A 26,080-nucleotide genomic window follows, 5' to 3' on the forward strand; every position below is an offset into this window, starting at 1 on the left:
TACTATCATTCTTCCAGGAAAACGGGTTTCTTTATGCATTCATTTTTGGATATTTATGAGTTTTGCAACACCCTCTTATTAGTCATGATTCAAAGGGCTATTTTATATGTTTCTAAAAATCGTAATGAAGAAAAGAAGCAAATGTTGGGGGGGGTAATAGTAGCACTCATACCATTAATAGTATGCACTGTACAACTAAGTGTAAATGAATATACATCAAAGTTTAATCAAAATAGATGGTTAAATCATGCAGATAAGCGGGTATATATGGTAGATGATCTATTACAAAAATATAAATTAATAGGGAAATCAAATGAAGAAATTATACAATTATTAGGGGCTCCAACGGAAACGAGAAGTGGGGAAGAAGGAGTTACCACTTTGTATTATCTTGGGACTGAACGTGGCTTTATTCCAATAGATAGCGAACAGCTTGTTTTCCAATTTGATAGAGATGGAAAAGTCATGGAATATACGGTGCATAAAGATTAAAGAAACGTAGAGGGAAGCTATATGTTATAGCTTCTTTTTTATTTTTCAATATGTCACGGAAGGGGGAGAAGGTTTTTGAGTGGAATAAGGAATGAAAGCGGAGGTGATGCATATATATAGATGCATTGGGTGATTATTAGTCCGATTGGTGAGGGATAATAATTAATAAGTACGGACAAAAACCCCACTCATTAAAGTTTCACTTTATCATATTGTATAAATGAAAAGGAGGTAAGACGGTGAAAGCAATCCCGACTGATGTCCTGAGTAAAGAATTGATGGAAAGAGAAGGAGTTATCTCTATTACAGTAAAGGAATTTGAAAAGATAGAAGTAGCTGGAGTGGTGGTCGCTGGTCCAGCAGTTATTTTGATTAATCAAGATTAAGTACATATCATTGAAATAAAAAGCATCCATCTAGGATGCTTTTTATTTGTATGTAAGGATAAATATGATGGATAATTGTGTTACTGGAGGGAAAGTCTGTGGCAATAATTATAACAATGTTAGTAATGGGTATTTTATTAGGATTTGTTGGAGCTGGAGGAGCTGGGTTTATTATCGCGATACTCACTTTAGTATTCCAAATTCCTATTCATGTTGCTCTTGCAACATCTTTAACTGCAATGGCATTTACGACATTATCAGGTGTTGTAAGTCATTACCGTGAAGGCAATGTTGCACTTATTATAGGCGGGATTGTTGGGGGATTTGGCGCAATTGGCTCTTATATTGGTTCTAAATTTGGTTCACTTATACCAGCACATCTTCTTCATTGGTTTACAGCTGGGATGTTATTTTTATCGGCAATTTTTATGTTTATTAAATTAATTATGTTCCAAAACAAAGAAAAGTCGTCTTTATATAAACATAAAGAGTTTTCCGTGAACTACTTGTTGAAATGTGTATGCCTTGGATTAGTTACTGGAATGATGGCTGGTTCATTTGGGATTGGTTCTGCACCGTTTATTCAACTTGGATTAATGGTTCTATTGGGACTTACGATTCAGCAATCTGTAGGGACAACAATGCTTGTTATATTACCGATTGCAATTGGAGGCGGGATAGGATATAGTTCGGAAGGATATTTAGATTATATATTGTTATTACAAGTATTGATTGGGACCATGTTAGGGGCATACATTGGCGCGAAGTTTACAAATTATGCACCGCGAACGCTTTTGAGGTTTTCGATGATTATGACACCGGTTTTAGCTGGTTGTATGCTATTGATGGAATAAAGTGAAATTATAATCAGTAGGGGGTTACTGCTTACAAATAGCGGGATAAAATTAATATAGCAAACTATTAATATATTTTACGAATGAATTATATAGGTAATTCATATTTCCCATATAAAAGGATTTGTTTTAATATTATGAGTGTAAAGTTCGAGTATTCGAAGTACTACTTGAATTATATCCCTATCCCTTTTCTAAAAATGCGAACAAGTTTTGCCCTATTCTATTCAATAGTTAATTGCATAGAAATATATTGTTCGATGACCATTATGGAACGTGCATAATGGGAAAATCCCGATCCTTAAAGAGGATGCCCCTAATCTTCATGTGAAAATATGATCGGATATGAAAGCTGACCAATTTATGGTCAGCTTTCTTTTTGTTCGAAAATTATTTCTTCTTTAATTTCTGTTTGCAATAATACAGTTTTTCCGAAGCGACGTTTGCATTCCGCGCGCACTTTTTCAAGGGCTAGTAGCTGAGTAGTGGCGGGAACTGTGACAATAGCTTGGCGAGGTTTTCGATTTTCTTCACAAAAGACACATTCCACAACATAATTAGAAATCATATTTTCATCCTTCCAGTTTTAATTTCTAAGAAGGGATTGTCTATGAAGTTGATGTAACTTTTCGTCATTGTTTTATTATTTTCCTCTTTTTTTCAAGGGGAAAATAATAAAGAAGGCGAATTTTAGTAGGGGAGGGATGTTTATGGAGAGATGGATAGGTAGTGCAGCGGTATGTGTAAATGAAAAATATGAAGTTTTAATGGTATTGCAGGGCAAAGAGGGAGAAGAAAAAAGGTGGTCTGTCCCAAGTGGAGGACTTGAAAAGGGAGAGACACTAGAAGAATGTTGTATCAGGGAAGTTTGGGAAGAAACAGGTTACAATGTGGAAGTTGTAAATAAAATATATGAAAAAGAGGGTATTACATACGGTGTTCCAGTGTATGTCCATTATTATTTTGTTAAACAAATAGGCGGTAATATGAAAATCCAAGATCCTGATGAGTTAATACATGAAATTGCTTGGAAAGGGATACATGAAGTTGAACAATTGTGTTTAGCTTTTCCGGAGGATTATGAATTGCTGTGCCAATATATAGATAAAGAAGCAAGTATGTAAATACTTGCTTCTTTAATGTATCCAAGACAAGAAAAGCGGAACGATAACTAAACTAGCGCCTGCTGTTAAAAGCATAGATAAACTTGCAATTGTTCCTTCCACAGGACCGATTTCGAATGCTTTTGATGTACCGGTTCCATTTGCGCTTGTTCCTAACATAATACCTTTTGCGATTGCTGTTTTAATACGGCAAATACGTATGAGAGAAGGGCCGAGCAATGCTCCTGTTAAGGCAGTTAAAACGACAAATACAGCAGTTAATTGTGACATACCACCAATCATTTCTGAAATAGCCATTGCGATTGGTGTTGTTACGATATGTGGCGCTAAACTATGTTCTAGTGATGAATCAATTTGAAAATAATTTGCTAGTAGTGCTGAAGTAATGACTGATAAAAACGAACCGACAATGACATTAAGTAAGATAGCCATTCCATGTTTCTTTAATAAATCAAAGTATTTATAGATTGGCCATGCAAAAGCAACTGTTGCGGGTTTTAATAATTCAGTTAACCAGTGACCACCAGATTCATATGTTTCATAAGGCGTATCTAATCCGAGCAATAAAGCAATTAAAATAATGGGACATACGAGAAGAGGAGAAAGTAGACTCCAATTCCAGCGTTGATACATTTTTTTTGATATCCAATATGTGAATAGTGTTAATAGTAAACAAAGAAATCCGATCATTGCGTTGATCCTTTCCGCTTTAGTAGCAATTCTGTTAAAAGTCCTGTAACTAAGGTAACGCAAAGAGTGCTAATCATAATAATTAAAATGAGATCGATTCCATATTGTGTTAGTGTATCTCTGTAACGTATGACAGCGACTGCAGAAGGGATGAAAAATAAAATAAGTTCTTTTAATAAAAAATCTGCTCCGTCCTGTATCCATTCTTTTTTAACTAGGTTAAATTTTAATGAAATTAATAATAAAAAAATACCGATTATACTTCCTGGAACTGGGAGGTGTGCCTGTTTTGCAATCCATTCACCTGTCCAAGCGAAACAAAATAGTAATAAAATTTGTCCGCTTAACTTCCACCATTTCATACAGTAACCACCTCTTTCTTTTTTTACATAAAAATTGTAAAAAAGAATTAACAATTTCTACTATACGTTCATTCAAAATATTTGTCTAATATATAAATTATATGTTATTAATATATTAGACATATTAATCGAAAGTGAAAAGGGTGTCCAAAAATGGAATTACGGCATTTGCAATATTTTGTTGTTGTGGCAGAAGAGTTACACTTTGGACGGGCGGCTGCTCGTTTACAAATGACACAACCACCACTTAGTCAACAAATACAGCAATTAGAAAAAGAAATGGGAGTTACATTATTTTCAAGAACGAAAAGAAAGGTTGAACTAACAGAAGCAGGAGAAATGTTTTTAAAAGAAGTAAAAAAGGCGTTTGAACAAATTGAAAAAGCAGTAGAAGTTGCACAAAGTGCGCAAAGGGGAGAAGTAGGATCACTTTCAATTGGTTTTGTAGGTGCGGCGATATATGATATTTTACCATCAATTGTTAGGGAATATAGAAAAAAATTTCCGAGAGTGTCTGTTGCATTACATGAATTGTCAACACCAGATCAAGTTCATGCACTTCATGATAACCGTATCGATATTGGCTTTTTACGTCCACCAATTCCAACACAATTATTAGAATTAGAGCCAATTCAAAGGTTATCTTGCACCTTATGTTTACCAAAGGCACATCCACTTGCAGAGAAAGATGAAATACATATAGAAGATTTACGAGATGAGCCGTTTGTATTTATTACGAGACCAGTATGGCCAGCTTTGTATGATACAATTTTATCTCTTTGCAGAGAAGTTGGATTTAGTCCGCGTATTGTACAAGAAGCAACAGAGTATCAAACAGTTATGGGGCTTGTAGCAGCAGGGATTGGAATTACAGTAATACCCGTGTCGGCAAATAAGTTATATAAAACAGAAGTTGTATATAAAGAGTTATATGATTCTAATTTTGTTGCAGAAATGTCAGTGGCTTACAAAAAAATGAATAGTAATCCAGAGCTGCTAGAGTTTTTAAAAATTGCAAGAGAGAAGAAAAGAATAGAAGTAGAAGATGAGCAATAGTAGTAACAGAATATGGATTTAATTCAAATCCATAAAAGTACACCTTATTAAACAATAAAGCGGAAATGCAACTTAAGTTGCATTCCCGCTTTATTGTTCTTTTTTTAGCTCGATACTAAATAGATAAACGTGTTCATTTTCTTTTAAGAGTAGATCAATACCTGTTTCTTCATCAATGGTAGGAACGCTTACAGTTTCTTTACTGGTTTGGATTACAGCAGCTAAAGTTGTTTTTTGATTGTATTTTAAATTTTTTATAGATTGGATTGTAGTAGTTGCAGAGCTATTTACGCTTGGTGGCGCTTCTTCAGGAACAAGTGTTGAACCACCTTCAATATTCAGATACCACTGCCTTTTTTCTTGTATATCTTTATCGAATTGGAAATGTGGTGGTAAAAAAGAAAGCTTTACTTTCTTTTTTGAAAAATGTGAGGTAGCTATATTAGCAATTTCTTTTGTTTTTTTACCATTGTTATAATAATCAATTGTAGCATTTATTTCATCTTTATCATTTTTAAGAGTAACGTTATAAAACATGCTATTTCCTTCTTGAAAAGGAGTCATTTGTAAAATAGAAGCTTGCTCTTTTGTTAATTTGTATGGCTCAACAATGGCAACTTCATTGTTTTTTATTTGGCTACAACTTGTGAGTAATAATAAACACAAGATTGATAGTAATTTTATACGCATGCAATCTCCTCCTTTTTACAATTATATTCTAAATGTGATTTTTTATCATTTCGTTTTCTAGGACTAAAGACTTAGAAGAAATTCCGATTGTAGTGCGATGTTTAAAATGTCATATTTTTATACACTAGTAGTATAGAATGCGTATGTAATAAGGTAGGGGAAGAATTTTATGTCTTTATGTCGGTTAGCGAGAAAAAATATTAGAACATTTGCTACCAAAAGGATGAAGCAATTTATGTGGATTGCTATGAGTACTATGATTTTGTTTTTTATGATATCGTTACAATTTAATGAAGGAGCTATTTTGAAAGTAGGGGATGCATTTGTATTTCAAATGTATTTTTACACACTGTTTATTGTACTAATTTTCATATGTATTTTTACTACATATAAAATGATGTACTCCCTTTTGCTAGTGAGGAGAGAGGAGTTTATATCTTATGTAGCAGAAAATATGAAAAGAAAAGAGGTACTATGTGTATTATGTCAGGAGCAATTATTCATTTATGGAGCAGCATTTGTTTTTGGATTAATTAATGGGATGCTATTTTTGAAATTATTCACGGTTATCTTTATGAAAATCGCAGGGATACAAGGAATAAATAGTGCGCCAATTACAATATATGCAGTTGTAATTATTAGTGTAATTATGATGACTGTCGTTTTAATATCGATGATGCAATGTTATCGATTTGTTCGAAGTTTAAAAGATGAAAATTCGTTGTGGTTTAAAGAAAGGGCATGAGAAATCATGCTTTTTTCTATTTTACACGTAAAAATAATCATGTTACAGTGAAAAGACCTGACAAAGAATGGGAAGGAAAGGTTGTATAGAATGACAAATGAACAATCAATTGTAAAAGTCGATCGGTTAACGAAGCGAATCGGCTCAAAGACACTTGTACAAAATATTAGTTTTGAAGTGAAAAAAGGCGAGGTTGTCGGTTTACTCGGACCAAACGGTGCTGGAAAAACGACTTTAATGAGAATGATGGTTGGTATGATCCGTATGACAGAAGGTGAAGTATGGATTGATGGCCAATCTGTGAAACAGCAATTTGAAAAAACCGCTGCGAAAATTGGGGCGGTAATTGAGACACCCGAATTTTATCCTTTTTTGAGCGGGTATGAAAATTTAACATATTTCGGACGAATGAATGGTAATGTGACCGAAGAGCGTATCGATGAAGTAGTGAAATTGTTAGGAATGGGACAAGTAATTAATCGTAAAGTAAAGGCATATTCACTCGGCATGAGACAACGTTTAGGGATCGCTCAGGCGCTTATTCACGATCCGGATGTGTTGGTACTAGATGAACCGACGAATGGATTAGACCCTAGTGGAATACATGAAATGAGAATGTACATAAAAAAAATTGCACACGAACAAGGAAAAGCTGTACTTGTATCAAGTCACTTACTTTCAGAAGTTGAATTAATGTGTGACAGAGTTATCATTATTCAGCACGGGGAATATGTGGCTACGCAAAATATTCAGCATAGCCAAAGCGAAGAGATGGAGACGATCCGTATACGTGTAGATGATGCGAATAAAGCAGCGGAAATGTTAGGGCATGATGTTGTAGTAAAGGATAATGAATTAATTATTAACGTAAAAGATGAAGAAATCCCAAATGTTATTCGTACATTGCTTGAGAAAAATATTCAAGTGTATCGTGTATATGAAGAAAGAAAAACGTTAGAAGAGCAATTTTTAGAACTAACAGGGGGAAAAGATATTGTTTAATTTAGTATATAACGAACTGTATAAAATATTTAAGCGGAAGCGAACGATTATTCCATTTGCGGTTATTGCAGTATTAATAATCGGATTAGGGTGGGTTACGGTAAAGTATTTTGAACCGGAAACAAAAGGATGGAAAGTAGATTATACAGAACGTACTGTAGAAATTGAGAAAAAGCTTGGCATGAAAAAAGAAGCTATTTTATCAGAAAAATCAGGGGATGAGCTTGTAAAAGAATACCAGCTTAAGATGAAGCATTTAGATACGGATACAGCACCGGCAAGCAGTTCTCCACTTTCTTTCATGAGAGATACAGGTTTTATCGTATTTCCAATTTTGCTCCCATTTATCCTCGTGTATGCAAGTACAATTTTTGCGAATGAATATAGCTGGGGAACATATAAATTTTTAACAATCCGTCCGGCGAGTCGATTTAAAATTTTAACAGCAAAGTTTTTAGCAATCGTTATATTTGCAGCTTTATTGTTTATATTTAATATGATTTTCTCCGCTTTATGTGGACTTGTTATTTATAAATTCCAACAGCCTGCATGGAGTGAGTTTATTTTCCAAGATGGAAATATAATAAAACAAAATATTTTTGTGGAAGCAAGTAAATATTATGTTTTATCGTGGTTACCAACGGTTGTGTACGCATCGTTTGCATTTATGATTTCTGTGTTAACGAGATCTAGTGGAGGTGCAATTGGTATTTCACTATTCCTTGCTTTATCAGGCAATATTGCGTTATTAGCAGCCACTAGATATAACTGGGCGAAATATTTATTGCCAGCAAACACAGATTTATATAGTATTTCAAAGAATGGAAGTTTTATTGATGGAGTAACATTCCCGTTTGCATCATGTATGTTGCTACTTTATTTGTTCGTATTTTTATGTATTTCATATACTGTGTTTTTAAAACGTGATTTAACTTAATAAGAAAAGCCGTTCAGGGTGCTGAGATGCACTTTGAACGGCTTTTTTTATGAGAATTGTTTAAGTGCTCTTTCGGCTAGTAAAGCAAAGTATTCTGCACTTATAGGCAGTGCCTCTTCATTAATTGTAAAAGCAGGATGATGCCATTCATGTGTACCGCTCGTTCCCATAAAGACGAATGAACCTGGTATTTCCTGTTGGTAAAATGAGAAATCTTCTCCAGCCATTGACGGACTAGGCGAGATGATATTAAGATTCATCTTTGTGGCAACTTGAGTAGATAAGTCTGTAAGAGCTTTATCGTTGTGAACAGCAGGAGGACCTGAATAAAAACGGAATTTCGTTTTTACACCTAATGCATCAGATACACCTTTAATAATACGCTCCATGAGTGCTGGAATCTTTTCACGTGTTTCAGCTTGGAACGTGCGAATCGTTCCTTCTAACGTAGCTTTTTCAGGAATCACGTTCCACGTATTTCCTGCATGAATATTTGTAACACTAACAACCGCATTATGAGATGAACTTATATTTCGGCTTACAATTGTTTGCAGTGCCATCACAATTTGAGAGGATGCGACAATAGGATCTACGCCAGCATCTGGTACAGCCGCGTGTGTACCAACTCCGTGAATTTCAATTTCAAATCGATCAACTCCAGCCATCAGTGGACCATCTTTAATGCCAATTGTACCTACTGGTAAATCAGGTTTATTATGCATGCCGAAAATCGCTTGCACATTACGTAAATGTCCAGCATCAATAACTTTGCAAGCGCCATTACTACTTTCTTCAGCTGGTTGGAATATGAAGCGAACCGTTCCATTTAGGGAAGATTCTCTTTCTTTTAATAAGAAAGCAGTACCTAAAATAGCAGCTGTATGAAAATCGTGTCCACAAGCATGCATTTTCCCTCTTACTTTAGATGCATAGGACAAATGTGTTTCTTCTTGAATAGGAAGGGCATCAATATCAGCACGAACTGCTACAATTGGTCCGTTTTTATTACCAGACACTTCAGCGATAATTCCTGTTTCTAAATTGGAATCAATGATAGTAATATTTTTTTCTTCTAACCAATTTTTTATTGCTTTTGTTGTTTCGAACTCTTCATATGATAGTTCTGGATACTCATGTAAATGTCGACGGATGGAAATAAGTTTTTCTTTTAGTTGATTTGAAATAGATACCATGTAGTATGCCTTCTTTCTTCAGCAAAATATTTACCATAAGTATACAACAATAAAAGAGAGGATTCTCAAATGAAAATCCTCTCTCGTTTATCCCATAAAAGCCCGATTGGTTCAACTAATTAAAGTTTCACTTTATGCTGCGACTTTTTTATGCGTATGATGTTTACGATAACGTCCACGCATTGCGTATGCAATTTGCGGGATTGCAATCCCAATTAATATAAGTGATACACCGAACCATTGTGAAGATAGTACAGCCTCTTTTAAAACGAATACGGACATAATTGTTGTAACTGGTAGTTCCGCTGCACCAAGAATAGTCGCTAAGCCAGAACCGATTTTTGGAATCCCGATTGTAAAGGCAATAGATGGAATGACGATACTAAATGTTCCTAATCCTAAACCGTATTTCCAAAGACCTTGAGAAATGGCACCATTAAAAATAAATGTTGGTGGGAATACAATCATGACTAAAGTTAAAGCACCAGTCATTAAGAGAACACCGCGCGGTAATGAAGGTACTTCAACAGCAACTTTTCCGCTCACGAAAATGTATGTTGCGAATGTAACAGCAGATAATAAACCTAAAATGATTCCAGTCGTATCGAAAGCACCTGCTGATTGTTCTAGTAAACCACTGGATAAAAATGTCCCTACAAGTAAGAAAATAACAGAAATAACTTTTTCTCTTGAAGGTAATGTTTTTGTTGCGACTGCTTCAATGATAATTCCGACCCAAACGAATTGGAATAAAAGAATAATTGCAATAGAAGCTGGTACAGTTTTTAATGAAGCATAATAAAAAATTCCGGTAAAACTTGCAGATGTTCCTGCAACGAATAAAAGTAATGCTTGCTTTAAAGGAACGCGATGTCTAGAAAATAGAAGTGTAATAGCAAGCAAAATAATCCAACCGAACAAATATTGGCTGCCAATTACCTCTCCAAGTGAAAATCCTTCTGCATATGCAAGCTTAACAAAAATAGCTAAAATTCCATAACTACACGCTCCTAATAAAACTAAAAGAGAATAACGAAGCATGAAAAATTCCTCCCATCTATATGAAGTTGTTCCGTATCGAAAATATATAACTAGAGGGAAGTATACAAAATTAGAAATAAAGGGTCAAATGAAAGAAAAGTATGACATTTTATAGAATAATAATAAAAGTATGATATTTATGCATAATCTTGAAATTATTAATAGTAGAAGTATTATAAAATCAACTTTGCATTGTATAGAGACAGCATTTGAAAAAAATAATTTTTAAACAAATATGTAAATAGGCGTACTAGTAGCGTGCTAATTATTTGAGAAACTATGTTACCTTTGTTATGTTAATAACAATTAAAGGAGTTTCATAATGCATTTGAGTTTTTTCTATATAATAGAAGGAAATGAAAACGTTTTATTAGAAACTGTGAGAAAATATGTTTTTTCTTATTGCCACGTTGTAAAAGTGATTTCACGAATTGTTCATAGTATTTTTATGTGTTTTTGTTACAATATTTAGGGAGAGGAGTGGAATGATGCAAGATATTAGTATTTTTTTAGCGTTTGGCGCCGGGTTCTTATCATTTATTTCCCCATGTTGCTTACCGCTTTATCCGGCATTTTTATCGTACATAACAGGTATGTCGGTTTCTGAATTGAAAGAAGAAAATGCAATGCTTCGCAAAAGAAGTATGATACATACAGCGTTTTTCTTACTTGGATTTTCAATTATATTTATTGCAATTGGATTTGGTACAAGTTTTATTGGAGGAATCTTTACTGACTATAAAGATTTAATCAGACAGTTAGGTGGTATCTTTATCATCGTGTTCGGTTTAATTATTGTCGGGGTGTTTAAGCCGAAATTTTTAATGCAAGACCGTAAATTTACATTTAAAAATCGTCCAAGTGGCTATTTTGGATCAGTACTAATTGGATTAGCTTTTGCAGCAGGGTGGACGCCATGTACCGGACCAATTCTAGTGTCCGTAATTGGATTAGCAGCAACAAATCCAGAATCAGCAATGATATACATGATTGCTTACATACTTGGATTTGCAATCCCGTTTTTCGTACTGTCATTCTTTATTACGAAAATGTCTTGGATTAAAAGAAATAGTATGGCCTTCATGAAAGTCGGAGGATACATTATGATTGTTATGGGTGTCTTCCTATACTTTAACTGGATGACGAAAATTATCGTATATTTCTCAAGTTTATTTGGTGGTTTTACCGGTTTTTAGTATTATTCTGCGAAAATGTTGGAAATACTAACGGAAAAGCATATAATGAAAGTATATTTTGCATATAGCCACAAAAAAGGATGAGAAAATATGAACATAGTTGTTTTATCCAGTATCGTTGCTGTTTGTATGGCTGTCGGTGCGATGTTTATTCGTTTAAAAGCAGCTAAGAAACCTGCAACATTGAAAAAAATTATACTTCCACCATTTTTTATGAGTACGGGCGCATTGATGTATGTTTTTCCTGAATTTCGATTAACTCCAGCAGAAATGTTAGAAGCAATTGGTGTCGGTTTGATTTTCTCTATTTTTCTTATTAAAACATCTAAATTTGAAATTAGAGGACAAGAGATTTATTTGAAGCGTTCAAAAGCATTTGTTTTTATATTAATTGGATTACTTGTAGTGCGGATTGTATTTAAAACATACTTAAGCCAATCTCTTGATTTAGGACAACTTAGTGGCATGTTCTTCTTACTTGCGTTCGCGATGATTGTGTCATGGAGAATTGCAATGTACCGTTCCTTTACGAAATTAAAGAAGGAAATGGAAAAAGAAGATGGTTTTTATAATGAAAAAGATATGAAGCTAACTTAAAAACTGTATATGTACTAAATAAAAAGACAGCGTCAAAGGCGCTGTCTTTTTTATCGAAAATAATATGAAGTTACTTTGCGAGTAAAGATTGATAGTTAGAATAATCAATCTTTTTTTCTTGTAGTTTTTTAATTAAAAATTTATGATCACGCTTTGGTGTGGCAATGATATATCCTTTAATAATTAAGTCTTGTGTAATTTGAGAGGCATTTTCTTGTAATGCAAGTTCCCCGATTTTTCCAGCAATCTTTGATTTTGCAACATCGCGAAATAGTTCTGGAACAGGACTTACAAGCTCTTCTAACAATTGTTTTTGTTCGTCAGCCCATAAATGTCTCGTTTTATTTATGTAGTGTTCTTCCCAATCCAAAATGGACATGCCGTCTTCTTTTGGTAATCTTTTTAAAAATTTTCTGAACATAAAGTATCCACCGATAGACATAAGCCCTAATAAAATAACCGTCCATAATACAATGAACCAACTGAACCATCCTTCGAGCAAGTATATCCCCCCTTAATGATAGCGGTTTTCTTTTATTCATATTATATACAGTGAGATTCATAGAAAGCAAGAACGCTTGGTCATTTTGACCAAGCGTTATAGTTTAAACGAAGTATAGTTGTTCAACACATAAATTATTATTATCGTCTTCAACATACTCAATAATAAGTGTGCCAACTTTACGATCTTTATCTTCAGTTGTGAAAATAGAGTAAGAAGTAAAACGTGTTTTTGATAGGCCGCTTATATGTGTAGGTAAAGAAATGTAGTCGTTATCGCGGAAGAATTCCATCAGTTCAATATCCTCAAATTCTTTTCGGTCAACTTGTTTGTTTGTATAGCGGCGTTGAAGTTGTTTTAAAGACTCATTCCAAGAAATTGCTTTTGTGTCGTATACCATTGTTCTATCTCCTTACTGTATGTAATCATTAAGAACATACGTTCTAATCTAGTATACTCTTTTTATTCGAAAAGGGAAAGCAAAAAATAATGTAAGCTTGGATTTCCAAGCTTACATTATTGATGCGTCCGTCATAATCTCTATTTTTTATTATAAGTTAGATAGGAATAAGAAACAAGATGATATATATAATGTTGAGAGTTTTAAAAATTCTGTATATTATAGGTGTACTAAAGTGTAAGGGAATGAGAGGTATGGTATACGTAATTTCACTGCAAGGGCCGATGGCTAGCGGAAAAACAACATTGGCTAAAAGGTTAGAGAGATGTGGGCTTTCGGTTATATATGAAAATCCTTATCCAATTGTAGAAAAGCGAAAGCGATTAAATTTGGATATGAATTCAAAAGAAGGGTTTATCATAAATCAAAAAATGTTTATCGAAGCAAAAATTAAGGAGTTTCAAAATGTGAAAGGTTCAGTCGTAATTTTTGATCGCGGACCAGAAGACATTGAGTTTTTTACACTCTTTTATCCAACGATTATAGGGGAAGAGTGGGATATAGAAGCTGAATTGAAAGGTGAATTATATAAAGTAAGAGAATGTCGTTCAGATGCCATTTTTTATTTAGATGTGACGAAAAAGAATGTATATGATAGAAAAAATAACGATAGGACAAGAAAACGAAGTACATTTGAGGAGCAATTTAAATTAGTAGAAACGGAAAAAGATTGGTATAAACAATTTCCTGTAACTTATTTGGATACGAATAGATTAACAGTGGACGATCTAGAGGTATATTTTATGTACTGGTTAAAGGAGAGAGGGCTATGAAAAAAATACTTTTATTTGTATACCCAACATTTGCAGAGTTTGAAATAACAGTAGCAACGGCATTGCTGAAAAATAAATATGAAATCATTACAGCGGGCTTAACGAACGAATTGATTATAAGTGAAACAGGGTTGCAAGTGCAGCCGCATATAGAAGTAAGTGAAGTACGTGTAGATGAGTATGAGGGGATACTTATTCCAGGTGGAGAAGAAGGAGAGTTGGAAGATGCAAAATCTCTTTTTTCAATCATTCGTCAATTTCATGAACAAGAAAAATTAGTGGCGGCAATTTGCGCTGGACCGTATGCGCTAGCAAAAGCGGGCTTATTTAAGGGGATTTCTTATACTGCGACTATAGATTATCAAAAGTTCGATTGTTTTCCAATAGAAAATTTCTTGTATAAAGAAGTTGTGCAACACTCAAATATCATTACAGCACAAGGGCATGCATTTGTACCATTCGGAATAGCAATTGCCTCTTATTTTGGAGTGGCAGACGAACATAATACAGATTTTTATGGTGGTAAAGGCAATGTAGTAATGGAGAAACTTTTACGAGAAAACGTGTAAAAGCTAGCAAATGCTAGCTGTTTTCTTTTTGACATTGATAAATGGCTAACGTTTTTGGATCACGCCATATACCGTTATGAAGTGACAATTCATTTTCTACTTCTTCTTTTAGCCATACCTTCATTTCCGTGTGAAGGTATGTATTATCAGGTATATTTAGCGATGGAAACATGCTAGAAATATAGTTTACAATCGGAGTAGCATGATGAAAAACGAGAGCATTATGAATAACTGCTTCTTCAACAGTTGGAAAAACAGACTGTAATATCTCTTTACCATTTTCCAAACAAAATGGCGTGACTGAAGATGTTGTTTTCGGTAAATCAAATGCGTCTAACATGCGGTTACACATTTCAACTATACGAGGTAATGTAACGTCAGAATTTGTTGTAGCTAAAAGTGAGCCACCAGGACGTATTACTTTATGGAATCCTTGGATTGTTTTTTCGACGTCTTTCATGTGGTATAACATATGTCTTGCGACGATCCAGTCGTAGCAATTAGCTTCGAAAGGAAGTTTACCAGCGTCACCTAGTCTCCACTCAATTATGCTATTTTTTATTGTAGCTTCAGAAAGCATCGTTTTCGATTGATCCAAACCTGTTAAATGTCCTGTATGACCGTTAGTTTGTAATAGGGAAAGGAAACTCCCGTTAGCGCACCCAACCTCTAATATTTTTTCATCTCCTTGAAGTTGTAAATGATTCATGACGACTTCATCTAAATTCACATGTTTTTCTTCATAATGTTTATGCGTATTAATACGTGTTTGTAAATGGTTACTTACGTTGTATTGGCGTTTTACATCATTCATCTTTTCGCATTCCACTTTCGTGCAAAATTGCTGAATTGCGTGCGTTAATACATCTGTTTTCTTTAAACCTTCGTAATGGAGTGCTAATTCAAACCTTTCAAGTAATTTCTCTTCAATTCGAAAATGAATATCTTTTCGTTTTGTCACTGAAATTTCGCCCCTTTGCATCTGTTAGTGAGACTATAGCACGTCTGGAAATTTTGTGTAAATCATTTGTGTACACAAAATTATGGGGATGAAAAAAATATTTGAATATGATTTTAAACTATTGACGATTTAAACGTTTTCATATATTCTTAAATTAAGTAATATTCAAATAATTCAAAAGAAATGAGAGAGTCACATGCTTCTTCAAGGAACACATCGAATTGGTCGTATGGCCATGCTGTTGGCACTTGCGGATGAGAATGAAAGTCCTGTATTATCCATTCCAAAAGGTTGGAAGTATTGTACGGGGAAAGTGGGTTCAATGAATTCGCAAAAGGTTGTCGCAGCAATGGAAACAGCGGCTAAAAGCAACCAAGTTATTGAAACAGACGTTTACAGAGAAACACATGCACTTTATCATGCAATTATGGAAGCTTTGTACGGAGTGACGAGAGGTCAAATTCAGTTAGCAGACGTTCTTCGTACAGTAGGACTTCGTTTTGCGATTGTGCGCGGTACACCATACGACGGAAAAAAAGAAGGCGAATGGGTTGCTGTTGCATTATATGGAACGATTGGTGCACCTGTAAAAGGATCTGAGCATGAGGCGATTGGTTTAGGAATTAATCACATATGATTTGCCCATAGTCTATTAGTTAGAAGGGGGCCTTACTTTTTTAGGATAGAAGTCTGTCTTAAAAAGATAAGGTCCCCTTTTGCCTTTTTAAGGAGGAAAAATGATGATTACGTTAACAGGACATACATTGACAGTTGAAGAAATGAAGAGGTTATTACTGGAAGGAGAAGGTGTAACAGCTTGTCCAACTAGTATGCAAAAGGTAGCGGAGTGCCGCGAAGTAGTTGAGAAAATTGTAGAGGACGGAAAAGTCGTTTACGGAATTACAACTGGATTTGGAAAGTTTAGTGATGTGCTTATCCAAAAAGATGATGTAAAGGCACTTCAGCATAATTTAATTCAGTCACATGCATGCGGGATTGGTGATCCATTCCCTGAAGAAGTATCGCGCGGAATGTTAATTTTACGAGCAAACACGATGCTTAAAGGAGTATCAGGCGTAAGGCCGCTTGTTGTAAATATGCTTCTTGAGTTTGTAAATCGTAAAATTCATCCAGTCGTTCCGCAACAAGGTTCACTTGGTGCAAGTGGAGATTTAGCGCCTTTATCTCATCTCGCGCTCGTATTATTAGGCGAAGGTGAAGTGTTCTATAAAGGGAAACGCGTTCATGCAATGGTTGCTCTTACAGAAGAAGGGCTTGAGCCAATTGAACTTGAAGCGAAAGAAGGTCTTGCGTTAATTAATGGTACGCAGGCGATGACGGCACAAGGAGTTCTTTCTTATATAGAAGCAGAAGCAACGGCGTATCAAGCTGAACTAATTGCTTCGATGACAATTGAAGGGTTACAAGGCATTATTGATGCATTTGATGAAAATGTTCATAAAGCACGTGGTTATAAAGAGCAAGTGGAAGTAGCAAGCAGAATTCGTGACATTCTTCATGATAGTAAATTAACAACAAAACAAGGAGAACTACGTGTACAGGATGCCTATTCACTTCGCTGTATCCCGCAAGTACACGGTGCTTCTTGGCAAGTTTTAAATTATGTGAAAGAAAAATTAGAAATTGAAATGAATGCAGCAACAGATAATCCGCTTATCTTTGATGGTGGGGAAAAAGTAATTTCGGGCGGGAATTTCCATGGTCAACCGATTGCGTTTGCGATGGACTTCTTAAAAGTAGGAATGGCAGAACTTGCAAATATTTCAGAACGTCGTATTGAGCGTTTAGTAAATCCGCAATTAAATGATTTACCACCATTTTTAAGTCCAGAACCAGGACTACAGTCAGGTGCAATGATTATGCAATATGCTGCAGCGTCACTAGTTTCTGAAAATAAAACGTTAGCACATCCGGCGAGTGTAGATTCAATTCCGTCTTCTGCTAACCAAGAAGATCATGTAAGTATGGGAACAATTGCTTCACGCCATGCACATCAGATCATTCAAAATGCAAGACGTGTTCTTTCAATTGAGATGATTTGTGCAATGCAAGCAGCAGAATATCGCGGTATTGAAAACATGAGTGCAGTGACGAAGAGCTTCTACCATCAAGGCCGTCAACAAGTACCTTCTATTACAAATGACCGCATATTCTCAACTGATATTGAAAATATTGCGCATTGGTTAAAAACGAATTATTCGATAAAAGAAAGATTAGATGTAAACGCAGCACTATAAAATGAGAAAAGGGAGAGATTGAAATGGAAAAAGTACAACAAACAATTCGCGCGCCAAGAGGTACAGAGTTACAAACGAAAGGTTGGGTGCAAGAAGCAGCACTTCGAATGTTAATGAACAATTTAGATCCTGAGGTAGCTGAAAAACCAGAAGAATTAGTTGTATATGGTGGAATTGGCCGTGCAGCTCGTAACTGGGAAAGCTACAATGCAATCGTAGATTCATTAAAAACGTTAGAAAGCGATGAAACGTTACTTGTTCAATCAGGAAAACCAGTTGCCATTTTTAAATCACATGAAGACGCGCCGCGTGTTCTGTTAGCGAATTCAAACTTAGTACCAAAATGGGCGAATTGGGATCACTTCCGAGAACTAGAGAAAAAAGGTCTTATGATGTACGGACAAATGACAGCTGGTAGCTGGATTTACATTGGAACACAAGGGATTCTACAAGGAACATATGAAACATTTGGTGAAGCAGCTCGTCAACATTTTGAAGGTTCATTAAAAGGTACATTAACACTTACTGCTGGTTTAGGTGGTATGGGTGGTGCACAACCTCTTGCTGTAACGATGAATGGCGGTGTTGTCATTGCTATTGATGTAGATAAGCGTAGTATCGATCGTCGTATTGAAAAGAGATATTGTGATAAGTATACAGAATCATTAGAAGAAGCATTGGCTATTGCAAACGAGTATAAAGAGAAGAAAGAGCCTATTTCAATTGGATTATTAGGCAATGCAGCAGAAATTTTACCTGAGTTAGTAAATCGTAATATTATCCCTGACTTAGTTACGGATCAAACATCTGCTCATGACCCATTAAACGGTTATATTCCAGTAGGTTATACGTTAGAAGAGGCAGCGAAACTTCGTGAAGAAGATCCAGAACGTTACGTACAATTATCAAAAGAAAGTATGACAAAACATGTAGAAGCAATGCTTGTAATGCAAGAAAAAGGCGCAATTACATTTGATTATGGAAATAACATTCGCCAAGTTGCTTTCGATGAAGGCTTGAAAAATGCATTCGACTTCCCAGGATTCGTTCCAGCATTTATCCGTCCATTATTCTGTGAAGGAAAAGGACCGTTCCGCTGGGTAGCACTTTCTGGTGATCCAGAAGATATTTATAAAACAGACGAAGTAATTTTACGCGAGTTCGCTGATAATGAACATTTATGTAACTGGATTCGTATGGCTCGTCAGCAAGTTGAATTCCAAGGTCTTCCATCACGTATTTGTTGGTTAGGTTACGGTGAGCGTGCGAAATTTGGTCGCATCATTAATGAAATGGTGGCAAATGGTGAATTATCAGCACCAATCGTAATCGGTCGTGACCATTTAGATTGCGGATCAGTAGCATCTCCAAACCGTGAAACAGAAGCGATGAAAGACGGTAGTGATGCAGTAGCAGACTGGCCAATTTTAAATGCATTAATTAACAGTGTAAACGGTGCAAGCTGGGTGTCTGTTCACCACGGTGGCGGCGTTGGTATGGGGTATTCACTTCACGCTGGAATGGTTATCGTTGCAGATGGAACAGAAGCAGCAGCAAAACGTATTGAACGCGTATTAACTTCTGACCCTGGTATGGGTGTTGTTCGTCACGTAGATGCTGGGTATGACTTAGCTGTTGAAACTGCGAAAGAAAAAGGCGTTAACATTCCAATGATGAAATAAGGAGGAGAAAACATGCTGGACACTTTACTAATAAATATCGGTCAATTACTAACAATGAATCAAGAAGATGGCTTGTTAAGACGGGAAGCAATGAACACGCTTCCTGTTATCGAAAACGGTGTAGTCGGAATTGAAAATGGCGTAATCACTTTCGTTGGAACAGCGGAAGAAGTAAAAGGATTACAAGCGAAAGAAGTTATTGATTGCGGAGGGAAAATGGTTTCTCCTGGCCTAGTTGATCCGCATACTCATCTTGTATTTGGTGGATCTCGTGAAAATGAAATCGCGCTGAAATTACAAGGAGTTCCGTACTTAGAAATTTTAGAACAAGGCGGCGGTATTCTTTCGACTGTAAATGCAACGAAACAAGCATCGAAAGAAGAACTTGTTCAAAAAGCGAAATTCCATTTAGACCGCATGCTATCTTTCGGTGTGACAACTGTAGAAGCGAAGAGTGGTTACGGATTAGATGATGAGACGGAATGGAAACAATTAGAGGCAACTGCACAATTACAAAAAGAGCATCCAGTCGATTTAGTTTCAACATTTTTAGGTGCTCATGCAGTTCCAAAAGAGTATAAAGGAAGATCAAAAGAGTTTTTACAATGGATGTTAGATTTATTGCCAGAAATGAAAGAGAAGCAATTGGCTGAGTTCGTCGATATTTTCTGTGAAACAGGTGTGTTCTCTGTCGAAGAGTCAAAAGAGTTTTTACTAAAAGCGAAAGAGCTTGGCTTTGAGGTGAAAATTCATGCAGATGAAATCGACCCTCTTGGTGGTGCGGAAGCTGCTGCTGAAATCGGTGCAGCATCAGCAGATCATTTAGTTGGCGCTTCTGATAAAGGAATTGAAATGCTTGCAACCTCGAATACAGTAGCAACTCTATTACCAGGAACAACTTTCTATTTAAATAAAGAAAGCTTCGCTCGCGGTCGTAAAATGATTGATGAAGGTGTTGCAGTTGCATTAGCTACAGACTTTAACCCAGGTAGCTGTCCAACTGAAAACATTCAGCTTATTATGAGCATTGCAATGCTAAAACTGAAAATGACACCAGAAGAAGTTTGGAATGCCGTAACAGTTAACTCATCTTATGCCATTAACCGTGGTGATGTAGCTGGGAAAATTAGAGTTGGTCGTAAGGCAGATTTAGTGTTATGGGATGCTTACAATTATGCTTACGTACCGTACCATTATGGTGTAAGTCATGTAAATACAGTATGGAAGAATGGGAATATTGCATATACAAGAGGTGAACAATCGTGGAGCACGGCCACTATTTAAAGAAAAATGCAAAGTTTATTGATCGTGAAGTGACGAAATGGAGTGAAATGATTAAAGATTGGGAGGAAGGTGTAGAAATATTCGGTGCTGCCTTAATTGGAGCACCCCTTTCTAAACCATCTATTAGTCATTCAGGTGCATGTTTTGCGCCAAAAACAATTCGTGCGATGTTAGATGCATATAGTACATACGCAATTACAGAAGAACACGATATGAAAGAAAGTGTTCTGTATGATTGCGGTGATATTACGATGCATGTGACGGATATAAAAGAAAGTCATAACCGAATTGCGAAAACAGTTGGTCATGTAACGAAAGTAAATCCGAACATGATACCAATTGTACTTGGTGGTGACCACTCAATTAGTTTTCCGAGTATAACAGGATTTGCAAATAGTAAAGGGAAAATCGGTATTATTCAATTTGATGCTCATCATGATTTACGTAATTTAGATGATGGTGGTCCATCAAATGGTACACCGTTCCGTAGTTTGCTAGAAAATGATGTCATAACAGGAAAACAACTCGTTCAAATCGGCATTCGTAATTTTTCAAATGCACGTGCGTACCATGAATATGCAAAAGAACATGGTGTGACAGTGTACACAATGAAAGACGTACGAAAACGAGAAATAAAAGATATTATCACGGAAAGTATTGAAGTATTAAGAAATCAGGGTGTGACTTCTATTTACATTTCTCTTGATATGGACGTACTAGACCAAGTATTTGCGCCAGGTTGTCCAGCAATTGGCCCTGGTGGGATGGATAGTACTACTTTACTTGATGCAATTGAATTTCTTGGTAAAGAGCCACTCGTTCAAGGGATGGATATAGTAGAAATTGATCCAACTCTTGATTTTAGGGATATGACGAGTAGAGTAGCTGCGCAAGTGATTATGAGTTTTCTTTTAGCGCGGGAGACGATTCGTAAGCAGGTTAGTATATAGACAGAAAAGTAGATCTTTATTTATGCCTTATCAAAAACACATCACTACTTAAATGTAGTGATGTGTTTTTGTGTTAAAAGAGAATGAATGTGTGTGGAACCGTTAATGGAATTGCGGTTTTTATAGTGTATTGTGTAAATTTAATTTCTTGCTTCTGAAGTGTTGACGTGTAAAATAATTTTGTGATAAAATAAAAATTTTGCTAAAAAAATGAATGTGTGTTAAGCTTAAGAAGGTTACCATATATGGAGGTGGATTATTTGTTTCAAATTGGCGATAACATTGTTTATCCAATGCAAGGAGCAGGTATAATTAAAGCCATAGAAGAGAAAGAAATCGCAGGAAAAAAACAACAATATTATGTTATAAAAATGTCGGCTAACAATATGGAAATAATGATTCCTGAAGGCAAAATATTGAACTCAAATATACGACCAGTTACAGATATCAAGGCATTACTACACATAATAGATATTTTTTTGCATGGGGAATCAGATAGATTACTTACGTGGAAACAAAGGTATAAAGTGAACACTGATAAAATAAAAACGGGTAAAATGCAAGAAGGTGCTGAAGTTGTGCATGATTTAATGCGTATACAGAAAGAAAAAGCACTTAATGCAAGCGAAAAGAAAATGTTAGATAACGCACATGAATTTTTGATTAGTGAACTTGGATTAATTGAAGGTATCACAGAAAATCAAATAAAAAGCTTTTGTTAAGGTTCATTACAAATAATGTATTGCATCCCAAAAAAGATCTTGAATTTTTTGGGAACATAATTATAGGCAATCAATCATTTCAAAGACATTCAACTCTTTCAAACCACTTTTAAAGCATTAACCTCTTTTGTTATTACTACAATCAAATCCATTTTTATTTTAAATTTCTTTTACGAATGTTCGAAGTTTAATTCAATACTTCGATAAAATAGTTACTTGATTTTTGCAATCCTGATTCACACTGGCACGGACGAGGAGCCGTAAGGATGAAAGAGAGGTAGGGCTTTCATTGTTTTAGGTATATAAGTTATTATTTTTAGAAGAATACTGAACCATATTCACTTCTATTGATAAGGTATTTTTTATATTAAAGAGATAAACGAATTGACAGCCATATATGGTCAACAAAAAAGGTTTCCTTCTAAGGAAACCTTTTTAATATTATTTATAGTATTTTATTTTTTTGATATTCGAATTTTTTATTGTAAAGTCGTAAAAATTGACGTTACTATCTAAAAGTAAGTATGATGCGATTATAGTAAGATTTTTTAGGGGGAAGAAAAATGACAAGTTCAAGTAATAAAGCAGCGAGTATTTATGAAGGAACAAATGTAAACGCTGGTGGATCTTTTGAAAACGTTGAAGAAACAAAGTTGTTTGATCCAATTCAAATTGGAGCATTGTCTCTTCGTAATCGTATAGCAATGGCACCGATGACAAGATGCTTTGCAGATAATGAGACTGGAGTAGTTGGCGCTGATGTAGTGGAATACTACAGAAAACGTGCTGCGGATGGAATTGGACTAATTATTACGGAAGGAATTGTCATTAGTCCGAGAGCAAAAGGGAACCCAGGAGTACCAGGTATTTATACGCAAGAACAAATCGATTCTTGGAAACCTGTTACAGAGGCAGTACATAAAGAAGGCGGGACGATTATTGCTCAAATATGGCATGTTGGGCGTATGAGTCATCATGAAATAATTGGTGGTCAATTGCCACAAGCACCGTCTGCTATTGCTGCAGAAGGGAATGTTCCGCGTTTTCGTAAACCGTTTGATACACCAGAAGCATTGACGTTAGAAGAAATAGAAGAAGTTATTGGTCAATACGCACAAGCTGCGAAAAATGCAATCGAAGCTGGGTTTGATGGAGTAGAAATTCACGGTGCACACGGATATTTAATTGATCAATTTACTTATGAGTTTGCGAATAAGCGAACAGATAAATACGGTGGTGATTTAAAACAAAGGTTAACATTTATGAAAGAAGTAACGGAGGCTGTAATAGAAGCAGTTGGAGCCGATAAAACACTTCTTCGTTTCTCTGCTTTTAAAGGTGATAACCCTACTTATATGTGGGAAAATCCAGAGCTTGCAATTGAAACGTTCGTAAATATGTTCAAAGAAGTTGGATTAACGATGATTCATCCTTCAACGATGAATTATACGCAAGAGATTGCTGACGGAAAGAATTTTCATCAACTAGTAAGAAAATATTGGGGTGGTACGATTGTTGGGGTTGGTAATTTAAATCCGAAAGAGGCCGAAGAAGCGTTGCAAGAAGGAACAATTGATGTAGTGGCATTCGGCAGACCGTTAATTGCTAATCCAGACTTTGTTCATCGAATTAAACATGCTGAAAGTTTAGTTGAATATGACGCGAAAGAGCATCTTGCTACGTTAGTATGAATAAAGATAAAAGGAGAGCACACCGAGTGTTCTCCTTTTATTATGGGATTTCATAGGGGGAAGCGGGATGAGTGAAACGCTACTCGTTATTATTAGTATATTACTATTTTTAATGTTGCTTTTAATCATCTTTTTTATCATTACATTTTTTATAAAAAAACGAACACATCATTCTATTTTAAAGTTACATCCGTACTTAGGAAGAATGCGCTACTTACTGGAAAAGATAGGGCCTGAATTTCGACAATATTGGTTTGATCATGATACGGATGGAAAGCCTTTCTCACGTTATGATTTTCAAAGTGTTATGTTTTTAGCGAAATATCGCTCTGAAATACTTGGTTTTGGATCAAAACGAGATTTTGAAGCTTCTGGCTATTATATTGCTAATACATTATTTCCGATATTAACTGAGGAATTAAGTGTGAATCTTTCGCAAGAGCGGGAAGGTAAAAAGTACATGATTCATAAAGAAGGATTATTTTCAAGAAGAGAAAAATTGACAGCGGATACAACGAATCTTTGGCTGTACGAAGAAGATGATGCAATTATAGTCGGTGAAAACCGTAAATATCCGTGGAAACTACATGGCATGTTTGGAGCATCTGCGACTTCTTACGGCGCGATTGGAGAAAATTATATTTTAGCGAGTGGTTTTGGAGCGAAAATGGCAGGCGGATCGTGGATTAATACTGGTGAAGGTGGCGTTATTCCAGAACATTTACATACAGGAGCGAATATCGTTGCGCAAATTGGTCCAGGGTTATTTGGGTACCGTGATGAGGACGGTAATTTTTCAATGGGAAAATTCATGGAGAAAGCGAAAGAAAGTAATATTAGAGCATTCGAATTGAAATTTGGGCAAGGTGCTAAAATACGTGGTGGTCATCTAGAGGGACAAAAAGTAAATGAGAAAATTGCTTTTGTTCGCAACGTCCGAAAGGGAGAGACGATTAATTCACCGAATCGATTTTCATTTTTAAAGAATGCAGTGGATACACTTTGTTTTATTCAACAGTTGCAAGAAAGCGGCGGTAAACCAGTTGGAATGAAAATTGTAATTGGTCAGCAGGAGCCTTTGGAAGATTTAATAAAAACAATGAAAGAACTAAATATTTACCCAGATTTTATTACAATAGACGGTTCAGAAGGCGGATCAGGGGCAACGTATAAATCGATGGCAGATTGTATGGGACTGCCGCTTATTCCAGCATTACTTACATTTATCGATACAGCAAATTATTATGGTGTCCGTAACAAGTTTAAAGTATTTGCATCGGGTAAATTAATCACACCAGATAAAGTGGCGATTGCTTTAGCGATTGGAGCGGATGCTGTAAGTTCAGCCCGCGGATTTATGATGGCAAGCGGTTGTATTATGGCCCTTCAATGTAATTCTGGCCAATGTCCATCTGGTGTAGCCACGACGAATCCGCATTATCAAAAAGCGTTAGATCCGTATGAGAAGAAGTGGCGAGTCATGAATTATATAATAAGTATGAGATATAGTGTGTTCTCACTCGCAGCAGCAGCGGGAGTAAAGAGTCCGCGCCATTTAATGAGAGAGCATATTGTGTTTAAAGATGAGGTGGGGCGGGTAGTTTCTCTTTCAGAATTGTTTCCTACTAGTAAATAGAAGATGAGCTATGCTTAAATAGAGTTAAAAGTCATACATTTGTATGGCTTTTTTTATTTTCTGAATATTATTACTTTAATTTCTTGAAAAATCATTGTAATCCACTGGGATAAAGGCGTTTATAAAGGTTTTCACATGTAATGAAAAGTGCTCGTTCACTTGAAAGAACAAAAAATGTTTGTTAAGGTAGGGAACCATAAGCGAAAACAAGAAAATAGAAAAATTCA

Annotated in this window: 30 protein-coding genes; 21 read left to right on the forward strand and 9 right to left on the reverse strand. The window is 35.6% G+C overall.

All coding sequences use genetic code 11. From position 1 onward, the window contains the following. Positions 1-33: 33 nt before the first annotated feature. From ACQRBL_RS17265 to ACQRBL_RS17275, 3 genes are all read left to right on the forward strand, one after another. Entirely contained in the window at positions 34-492 is a 459-nt protein-coding gene (locus ACQRBL_RS17265; protein ID WP_411996181.1) for a hypothetical protein, read from the forward strand. Between the two features lie 239 nt (positions 493-731). Then, entirely contained in the window at positions 732-878 is a 147-nt protein-coding gene (locus tag ACQRBL_RS17270) for a BC1881 family protein (protein ID WP_000644411.1), read from the forward strand. Between the two features lie 98 nt (positions 879-976). Then, on the forward strand, positions 977-1,732 hold the full coding sequence (locus ACQRBL_RS17275; protein WP_000974667.1) for a sulfite exporter TauE/SafE family protein: 756 nt from the start codon (positions 977-979) through the stop codon (positions 1,730-1,732). Between the two features lie 367 nt (positions 1,733-2,099). Here ACQRBL_RS17275 and ACQRBL_RS17280 read toward each other — a convergent pair whose 3' ends face one another. Further along, the gene (locus tag ACQRBL_RS17280) at positions 2,100-2,300 is read right to left on the reverse strand and encodes a DUF3903 domain-containing protein (protein ID WP_000625226.1); all 201 of its coding nucleotides are present in this window, start codon (positions 2,298-2,300) and stop codon (positions 2,100-2,102) included. Positions 2,301-2,442: 142 nt separating this feature from the next. Here ACQRBL_RS17280 and ACQRBL_RS17285 point away from each other — a divergent pair, with 142 nt between their 5' ends. Further along, positions 2,443-2,856 carry an NUDIX hydrolase gene (locus ACQRBL_RS17285; RefSeq protein WP_023522781.1) on the forward strand — a complete coding sequence of 138 codons (414 nt, stop codon included), beginning with the start codon at positions 2,443-2,445 and terminating at the stop codon, positions 2,854-2,856. A 12-nt stretch (positions 2,857-2,868) separates the two neighbouring features. Here the strand turns inward: ACQRBL_RS17285 and ACQRBL_RS17290 are convergent, their stop codons facing one another. Next, positions 2,869-3,546 (reverse strand): LrgB family protein, encoded by a 678-nt coding sequence (locus tag ACQRBL_RS17290; protein WP_000578954.1) that lies wholly within the window; start codon positions 3,544-3,546, stop codon positions 2,869-2,871. After that, positions 3,543-3,908, reverse strand: a complete 366-nt coding sequence (locus ACQRBL_RS17295; protein ID WP_000872365.1) for a CidA/LrgA family holin-like protein — start codon at positions 3,906-3,908, stop codon at positions 3,543-3,545. Before ACQRBL_RS17295 ends, ACQRBL_RS17290 begins: the two co-directional genes overlap by 4 nt. 153 nt (positions 3,909-4,061) lie before the next feature. Between ACQRBL_RS17295 and alsR the strand changes: the two genes are divergently transcribed. Further along, the gene (gene alsR, locus ACQRBL_RS17300) at positions 4,062-4,964 is read left to right on the forward strand and encodes an acetoin biosynthesis transcriptional regulator AlsR (RefSeq protein ID WP_000423235.1); all 903 of its coding nucleotides are present in this window, start codon (positions 4,062-4,064) and stop codon (positions 4,962-4,964) included. Positions 4,965-5,054: 90 nt separating this feature from the next. Here the strand turns inward: alsR and ACQRBL_RS17305 are convergent, their stop codons facing one another. After that, positions 5,055-5,654, reverse strand: a complete 600-nt coding sequence (locus ACQRBL_RS17305; RefSeq protein ID WP_023522779.1) for a hypothetical protein — start codon at positions 5,652-5,654, stop codon at positions 5,055-5,057. Positions 5,655-5,823: 169 nt separating this feature from the next. Here ACQRBL_RS17305 and ACQRBL_RS17310 point away from each other — a divergent pair, with 169 nt between their 5' ends. From ACQRBL_RS17310 to ACQRBL_RS17320, 3 genes are all read left to right on the forward strand, one after another. Next, entirely contained in the window at positions 5,824-6,399 is a 576-nt protein-coding gene (locus ACQRBL_RS17310; protein ID WP_023522778.1) for a hypothetical protein, read from the forward strand. A gap of 90 nt (positions 6,400-6,489) precedes the next feature. After that, positions 6,490-7,401 (forward strand): ABC transporter ATP-binding protein, encoded by a 912-nt coding sequence (locus ACQRBL_RS17315; protein WP_023522777.1) that lies wholly within the window; start codon positions 6,490-6,492, stop codon positions 7,399-7,401. Continuing rightward, positions 7,394-8,338, forward strand: a complete 945-nt coding sequence (locus tag ACQRBL_RS17320) for an ABC transporter permease (RefSeq protein ID WP_023522776.1) — start codon at positions 7,394-7,396, stop codon at positions 8,336-8,338. The genes ACQRBL_RS17315 and ACQRBL_RS17320 overlap by 8 nt, the downstream gene beginning before the upstream one ends. A 47-nt stretch (positions 8,339-8,385) precedes the next feature. Here ACQRBL_RS17320 and ACQRBL_RS17325 read toward each other — a convergent pair whose 3' ends face one another. Further along, a complete protein-coding gene (locus ACQRBL_RS17325) occupies positions 8,386-9,531 on the reverse strand; it encodes a M20 peptidase aminoacylase family protein (protein ID WP_000253676.1) in 1,146 nt (381 codons plus the stop codon). Positions 9,532-9,663: 132 nt separating this feature from the next. After that, on the reverse strand, positions 9,664-10,572 hold the full coding sequence (locus ACQRBL_RS17330) for an EamA family transporter (RefSeq protein WP_000947043.1): 909 nt from the start codon (positions 10,570-10,572) through the stop codon (positions 9,664-9,666). Between the two features lie 322 nt (positions 10,573-10,894). On the opposite strand from ACQRBL_RS17330, the gene ACQRBL_RS17335 reads away from it, so the two are divergent. From ACQRBL_RS17335 to ACQRBL_RS17345, 3 genes are all read left to right on the forward strand, one after another. Further along, positions 10,895-11,044 (forward strand): hypothetical protein, encoded by a 150-nt coding sequence (locus ACQRBL_RS17335; protein ID WP_002152557.1) that lies wholly within the window; start codon positions 10,895-10,897, stop codon positions 11,042-11,044. Positions 11,045-11,060: 16 nt separating this feature from the next. Beyond that, the gene (gene ccdA, locus ACQRBL_RS17340; protein WP_001152676.1) at positions 11,061-11,768 is read left to right on the forward strand and encodes a cytochrome c-type biogenesis protein CcdA; all 708 of its coding nucleotides are present in this window, start codon (positions 11,061-11,063) and stop codon (positions 11,766-11,768) included. Between the two features lie 90 nt (positions 11,769-11,858). Beyond that, positions 11,859-12,365, forward strand: a complete 507-nt coding sequence (locus tag ACQRBL_RS17345) for a CcdC family protein (protein ID WP_327898070.1) — start codon at positions 11,859-11,861, stop codon at positions 12,363-12,365. A gap of 70 nt (positions 12,366-12,435) precedes the next feature. Here ACQRBL_RS17345 and ACQRBL_RS17350 read toward each other — a convergent pair whose 3' ends face one another. After that, a complete protein-coding gene (locus ACQRBL_RS17350; protein WP_000889371.1) occupies positions 12,436-12,867 on the reverse strand; it encodes a DUF2621 domain-containing protein in 432 nt (143 codons plus the stop codon). Positions 12,868-12,970: 103 nt separating this feature from the next. Then, positions 12,971-13,267: a hypothetical protein gene (locus ACQRBL_RS17355; protein WP_000262400.1), complete on the reverse strand. Its 297-nt coding sequence runs from the start codon at positions 13,265-13,267 to the stop codon at positions 12,971-12,973. Positions 13,268-13,512: 245 nt separating this feature from the next. Between ACQRBL_RS17355 and ACQRBL_RS17360 the strand changes: the two genes are divergently transcribed. Together ACQRBL_RS17360 and ACQRBL_RS17365 are read left to right on the forward strand one after the other, a co-directional pair. Continuing rightward, positions 13,513-14,100 (forward strand): AAA family ATPase, encoded by a 588-nt coding sequence (locus tag ACQRBL_RS17360; protein ID WP_411996179.1) that lies wholly within the window; start codon positions 13,513-13,515, stop codon positions 14,098-14,100. Further along, positions 14,097-14,669: a DJ-1/PfpI family protein gene (locus tag ACQRBL_RS17365; protein ID WP_065484976.1), complete on the forward strand. Its 573-nt coding sequence runs from the start codon at positions 14,097-14,099 to the stop codon at positions 14,667-14,669. The genes ACQRBL_RS17360 and ACQRBL_RS17365 overlap by 4 nt, the downstream gene beginning before the upstream one ends. A 13-nt stretch (positions 14,670-14,682) precedes the next feature. On the opposite strand, the gene ACQRBL_RS17370 is transcribed toward ACQRBL_RS17365, so the two are convergent. Further along, positions 14,683-15,630: a class I SAM-dependent methyltransferase gene (locus ACQRBL_RS17370; RefSeq protein ID WP_023522770.1), complete on the reverse strand. Its 948-nt coding sequence runs from the start codon at positions 15,628-15,630 to the stop codon at positions 14,683-14,685. Positions 15,631-15,826: 196 nt separating this feature from the next. Here ACQRBL_RS17370 and hutP point away from each other — a divergent pair, with 196 nt between their 5' ends. From hutP to ACQRBL_RS17410, 8 genes are all read left to right on the forward strand, one after another. Then, positions 15,827-16,267, forward strand: coding sequence for a hut operon transcriptional regulator HutP (gene hutP, locus ACQRBL_RS17375; RefSeq protein WP_000926516.1), 441 nt, complete (start codon positions 15,827-15,829; stop codon positions 16,265-16,267). A 103-nt stretch (positions 16,268-16,370) separates the two neighbouring features. Beyond that, positions 16,371-17,888: a histidine ammonia-lyase gene (gene hutH, locus ACQRBL_RS17380; protein ID WP_023522769.1), complete on the forward strand. Its 1,518-nt coding sequence runs from the start codon at positions 16,371-16,373 to the stop codon at positions 17,886-17,888. Positions 17,889-17,911: 23 nt separating this feature from the next. Continuing rightward, positions 17,912-19,570, forward strand: coding sequence for a urocanate hydratase (gene hutU / locus ACQRBL_RS17385; protein ID WP_023522768.1), 1,659 nt, complete (start codon positions 17,912-17,914; stop codon positions 19,568-19,570). A gap of 12 nt (positions 19,571-19,582) precedes the next feature. Beyond that, positions 19,583-20,854, forward strand: coding sequence for an imidazolonepropionase (gene hutI / locus ACQRBL_RS17390; RefSeq protein ID WP_411996178.1), 1,272 nt, complete (start codon positions 19,583-19,585; stop codon positions 20,852-20,854). Then, entirely contained in the window at positions 20,833-21,804 is a 972-nt protein-coding gene (gene hutG, locus ACQRBL_RS17395) for a formimidoylglutamase (RefSeq protein ID WP_411996177.1), read from the forward strand. The genes hutI and hutG overlap by 22 nt, the downstream gene beginning before the upstream one ends. Before the next feature lie 260 nt (positions 21,805-22,064). Continuing rightward, positions 22,065-22,526 (forward strand): CarD family transcriptional regulator, encoded by a 462-nt coding sequence (locus ACQRBL_RS17400; protein ID WP_411996180.1) that lies wholly within the window; start codon positions 22,065-22,067, stop codon positions 22,524-22,526. 563 nt (positions 22,527-23,089) lie between these two features. Further along, entirely contained in the window at positions 23,090-24,217 is a 1,128-nt protein-coding gene (locus ACQRBL_RS17405; RefSeq protein WP_411996176.1) for an alkene reductase, read from the forward strand. A gap of 67 nt (positions 24,218-24,284) precedes the next feature. Next, complete coding sequence (locus ACQRBL_RS17410; RefSeq protein WP_063548367.1) at positions 24,285-25,853, forward strand: FMN-binding glutamate synthase family protein; 1,569 nt, start codon at positions 24,285-24,287, stop codon at positions 25,851-25,853. Positions 25,854-26,080: the final 227 nt, after the last annotated feature.

It is taken from the genome of Bacillus sp. AF62, assembly GCF_050312695.1.
In the GTDB taxonomy this organism is placed as follows: Bacteria; Bacillota; Bacilli; order Bacillales; family Bacillaceae_G; genus Bacillus_A; species Bacillus_A cereus.

Coding starts and splice junctions, on each gene's coding strand:
- ACQRBL_RS17310 (WP_023522778.1), top strand. CDS start 5,824: ATGTCTTTATGTCGGTTAGCGAGAAAAAATATTAGAACATTTGCTACC.
- ACQRBL_RS17335 (WP_002152557.1), top strand. CDS start 10,895: ATGCATTTGAGTTTTTTCTATATAATAGAAGGAAATGAAAACGTTTTA.
- ACQRBL_RS17355 (WP_000262400.1), bottom strand. CDS start 13,267: ATGGTATACGACACAAAAGCAATTTCTTGGAATGAGTCTTTAAAACAA.
- ACQRBL_RS17345 (WP_327898070.1), top strand. CDS start 11,859: ATGAACATAGTTGTTTTATCCAGTATCGTTGCTGTTTGTATGGCTGTC.
- hutU (WP_023522768.1), top strand. CDS start 17,912: ATGGAAAAAGTACAACAAACAATTCGCGCGCCAAGAGGTACAGAGTTA.
- hutI (WP_411996178.1), top strand. CDS start 19,583: ATGCTGGACACTTTACTAATAAATATCGGTCAATTACTAACAATGAAT.
- ACQRBL_RS17330 (WP_000947043.1), bottom strand. CDS start 10,572: ATGCTTCGTTATTCTCTTTTAGTTTTATTAGGAGCGTGTAGTTATGGA.
- ccdA (WP_001152676.1), top strand. CDS start 11,061: ATGCAAGATATTAGTATTTTTTTAGCGTTTGGCGCCGGGTTCTTATCA.
- ACQRBL_RS17290 (WP_000578954.1), bottom strand. CDS start 3,546: ATGATCGGATTTCTTTGTTTACTATTAACACTATTCACATATTGGATA.
- ACQRBL_RS17285 (WP_023522781.1), top strand. CDS start 2,443: ATGGAGAGATGGATAGGTAGTGCAGCGGTATGTGTAAATGAAAAATAT.
- ACQRBL_RS17410 (WP_063548367.1), top strand. CDS start 24,285: ATGAGTGAAACGCTACTCGTTATTATTAGTATATTACTATTTTTAATG.
- hutP (WP_000926516.1), top strand. CDS start 15,827: ATGCTTCTTCAAGGAACACATCGAATTGGTCGTATGGCCATGCTGTTG.
- ACQRBL_RS17280 (WP_000625226.1), bottom strand. CDS start 2,300: ATGATTTCTAATTATGTTGTGGAATGTGTCTTTTGTGAAGAAAATCGA.
- ACQRBL_RS17325 (WP_000253676.1), bottom strand. CDS start 9,531: ATGGTATCTATTTCAAATCAACTAAAAGAAAAACTTATTTCCATCCGT.
- ACQRBL_RS17360 (WP_411996179.1), top strand. CDS start 13,513: ATGAGAGGTATGGTATACGTAATTTCACTGCAAGGGCCGATGGCTAGC.
- ACQRBL_RS17305 (WP_023522779.1), bottom strand. CDS start 5,654: ATGCGTATAAAATTACTATCAATCTTGTGTTTATTATTACTCACAAGT.
- ACQRBL_RS17265 (WP_411996181.1), top strand. CDS start 34: ATGCATTCATTTTTGGATATTTATGAGTTTTGCAACACCCTCTTATTA.
- hutH (WP_023522769.1), top strand. CDS start 16,371: ATGATTACGTTAACAGGACATACATTGACAGTTGAAGAAATGAAGAGG.
- ACQRBL_RS17295 (WP_000872365.1), bottom strand. CDS start 3,908: ATGAAATGGTGGAAGTTAAGCGGACAAATTTTATTACTATTTTGTTTC.
- alsR (WP_000423235.1), top strand. CDS start 4,062: ATGGAATTACGGCATTTGCAATATTTTGTTGTTGTGGCAGAAGAGTTA.
- ACQRBL_RS17405 (WP_411996176.1), top strand. CDS start 23,090: ATGACAAGTTCAAGTAATAAAGCAGCGAGTATTTATGAAGGAACAAAT.
- ACQRBL_RS17365 (WP_065484976.1), top strand. CDS start 14,097: ATGAAAAAAATACTTTTATTTGTATACCCAACATTTGCAGAGTTTGAA.
- ACQRBL_RS17315 (WP_023522777.1), top strand. CDS start 6,490: ATGACAAATGAACAATCAATTGTAAAAGTCGATCGGTTAACGAAGCGA.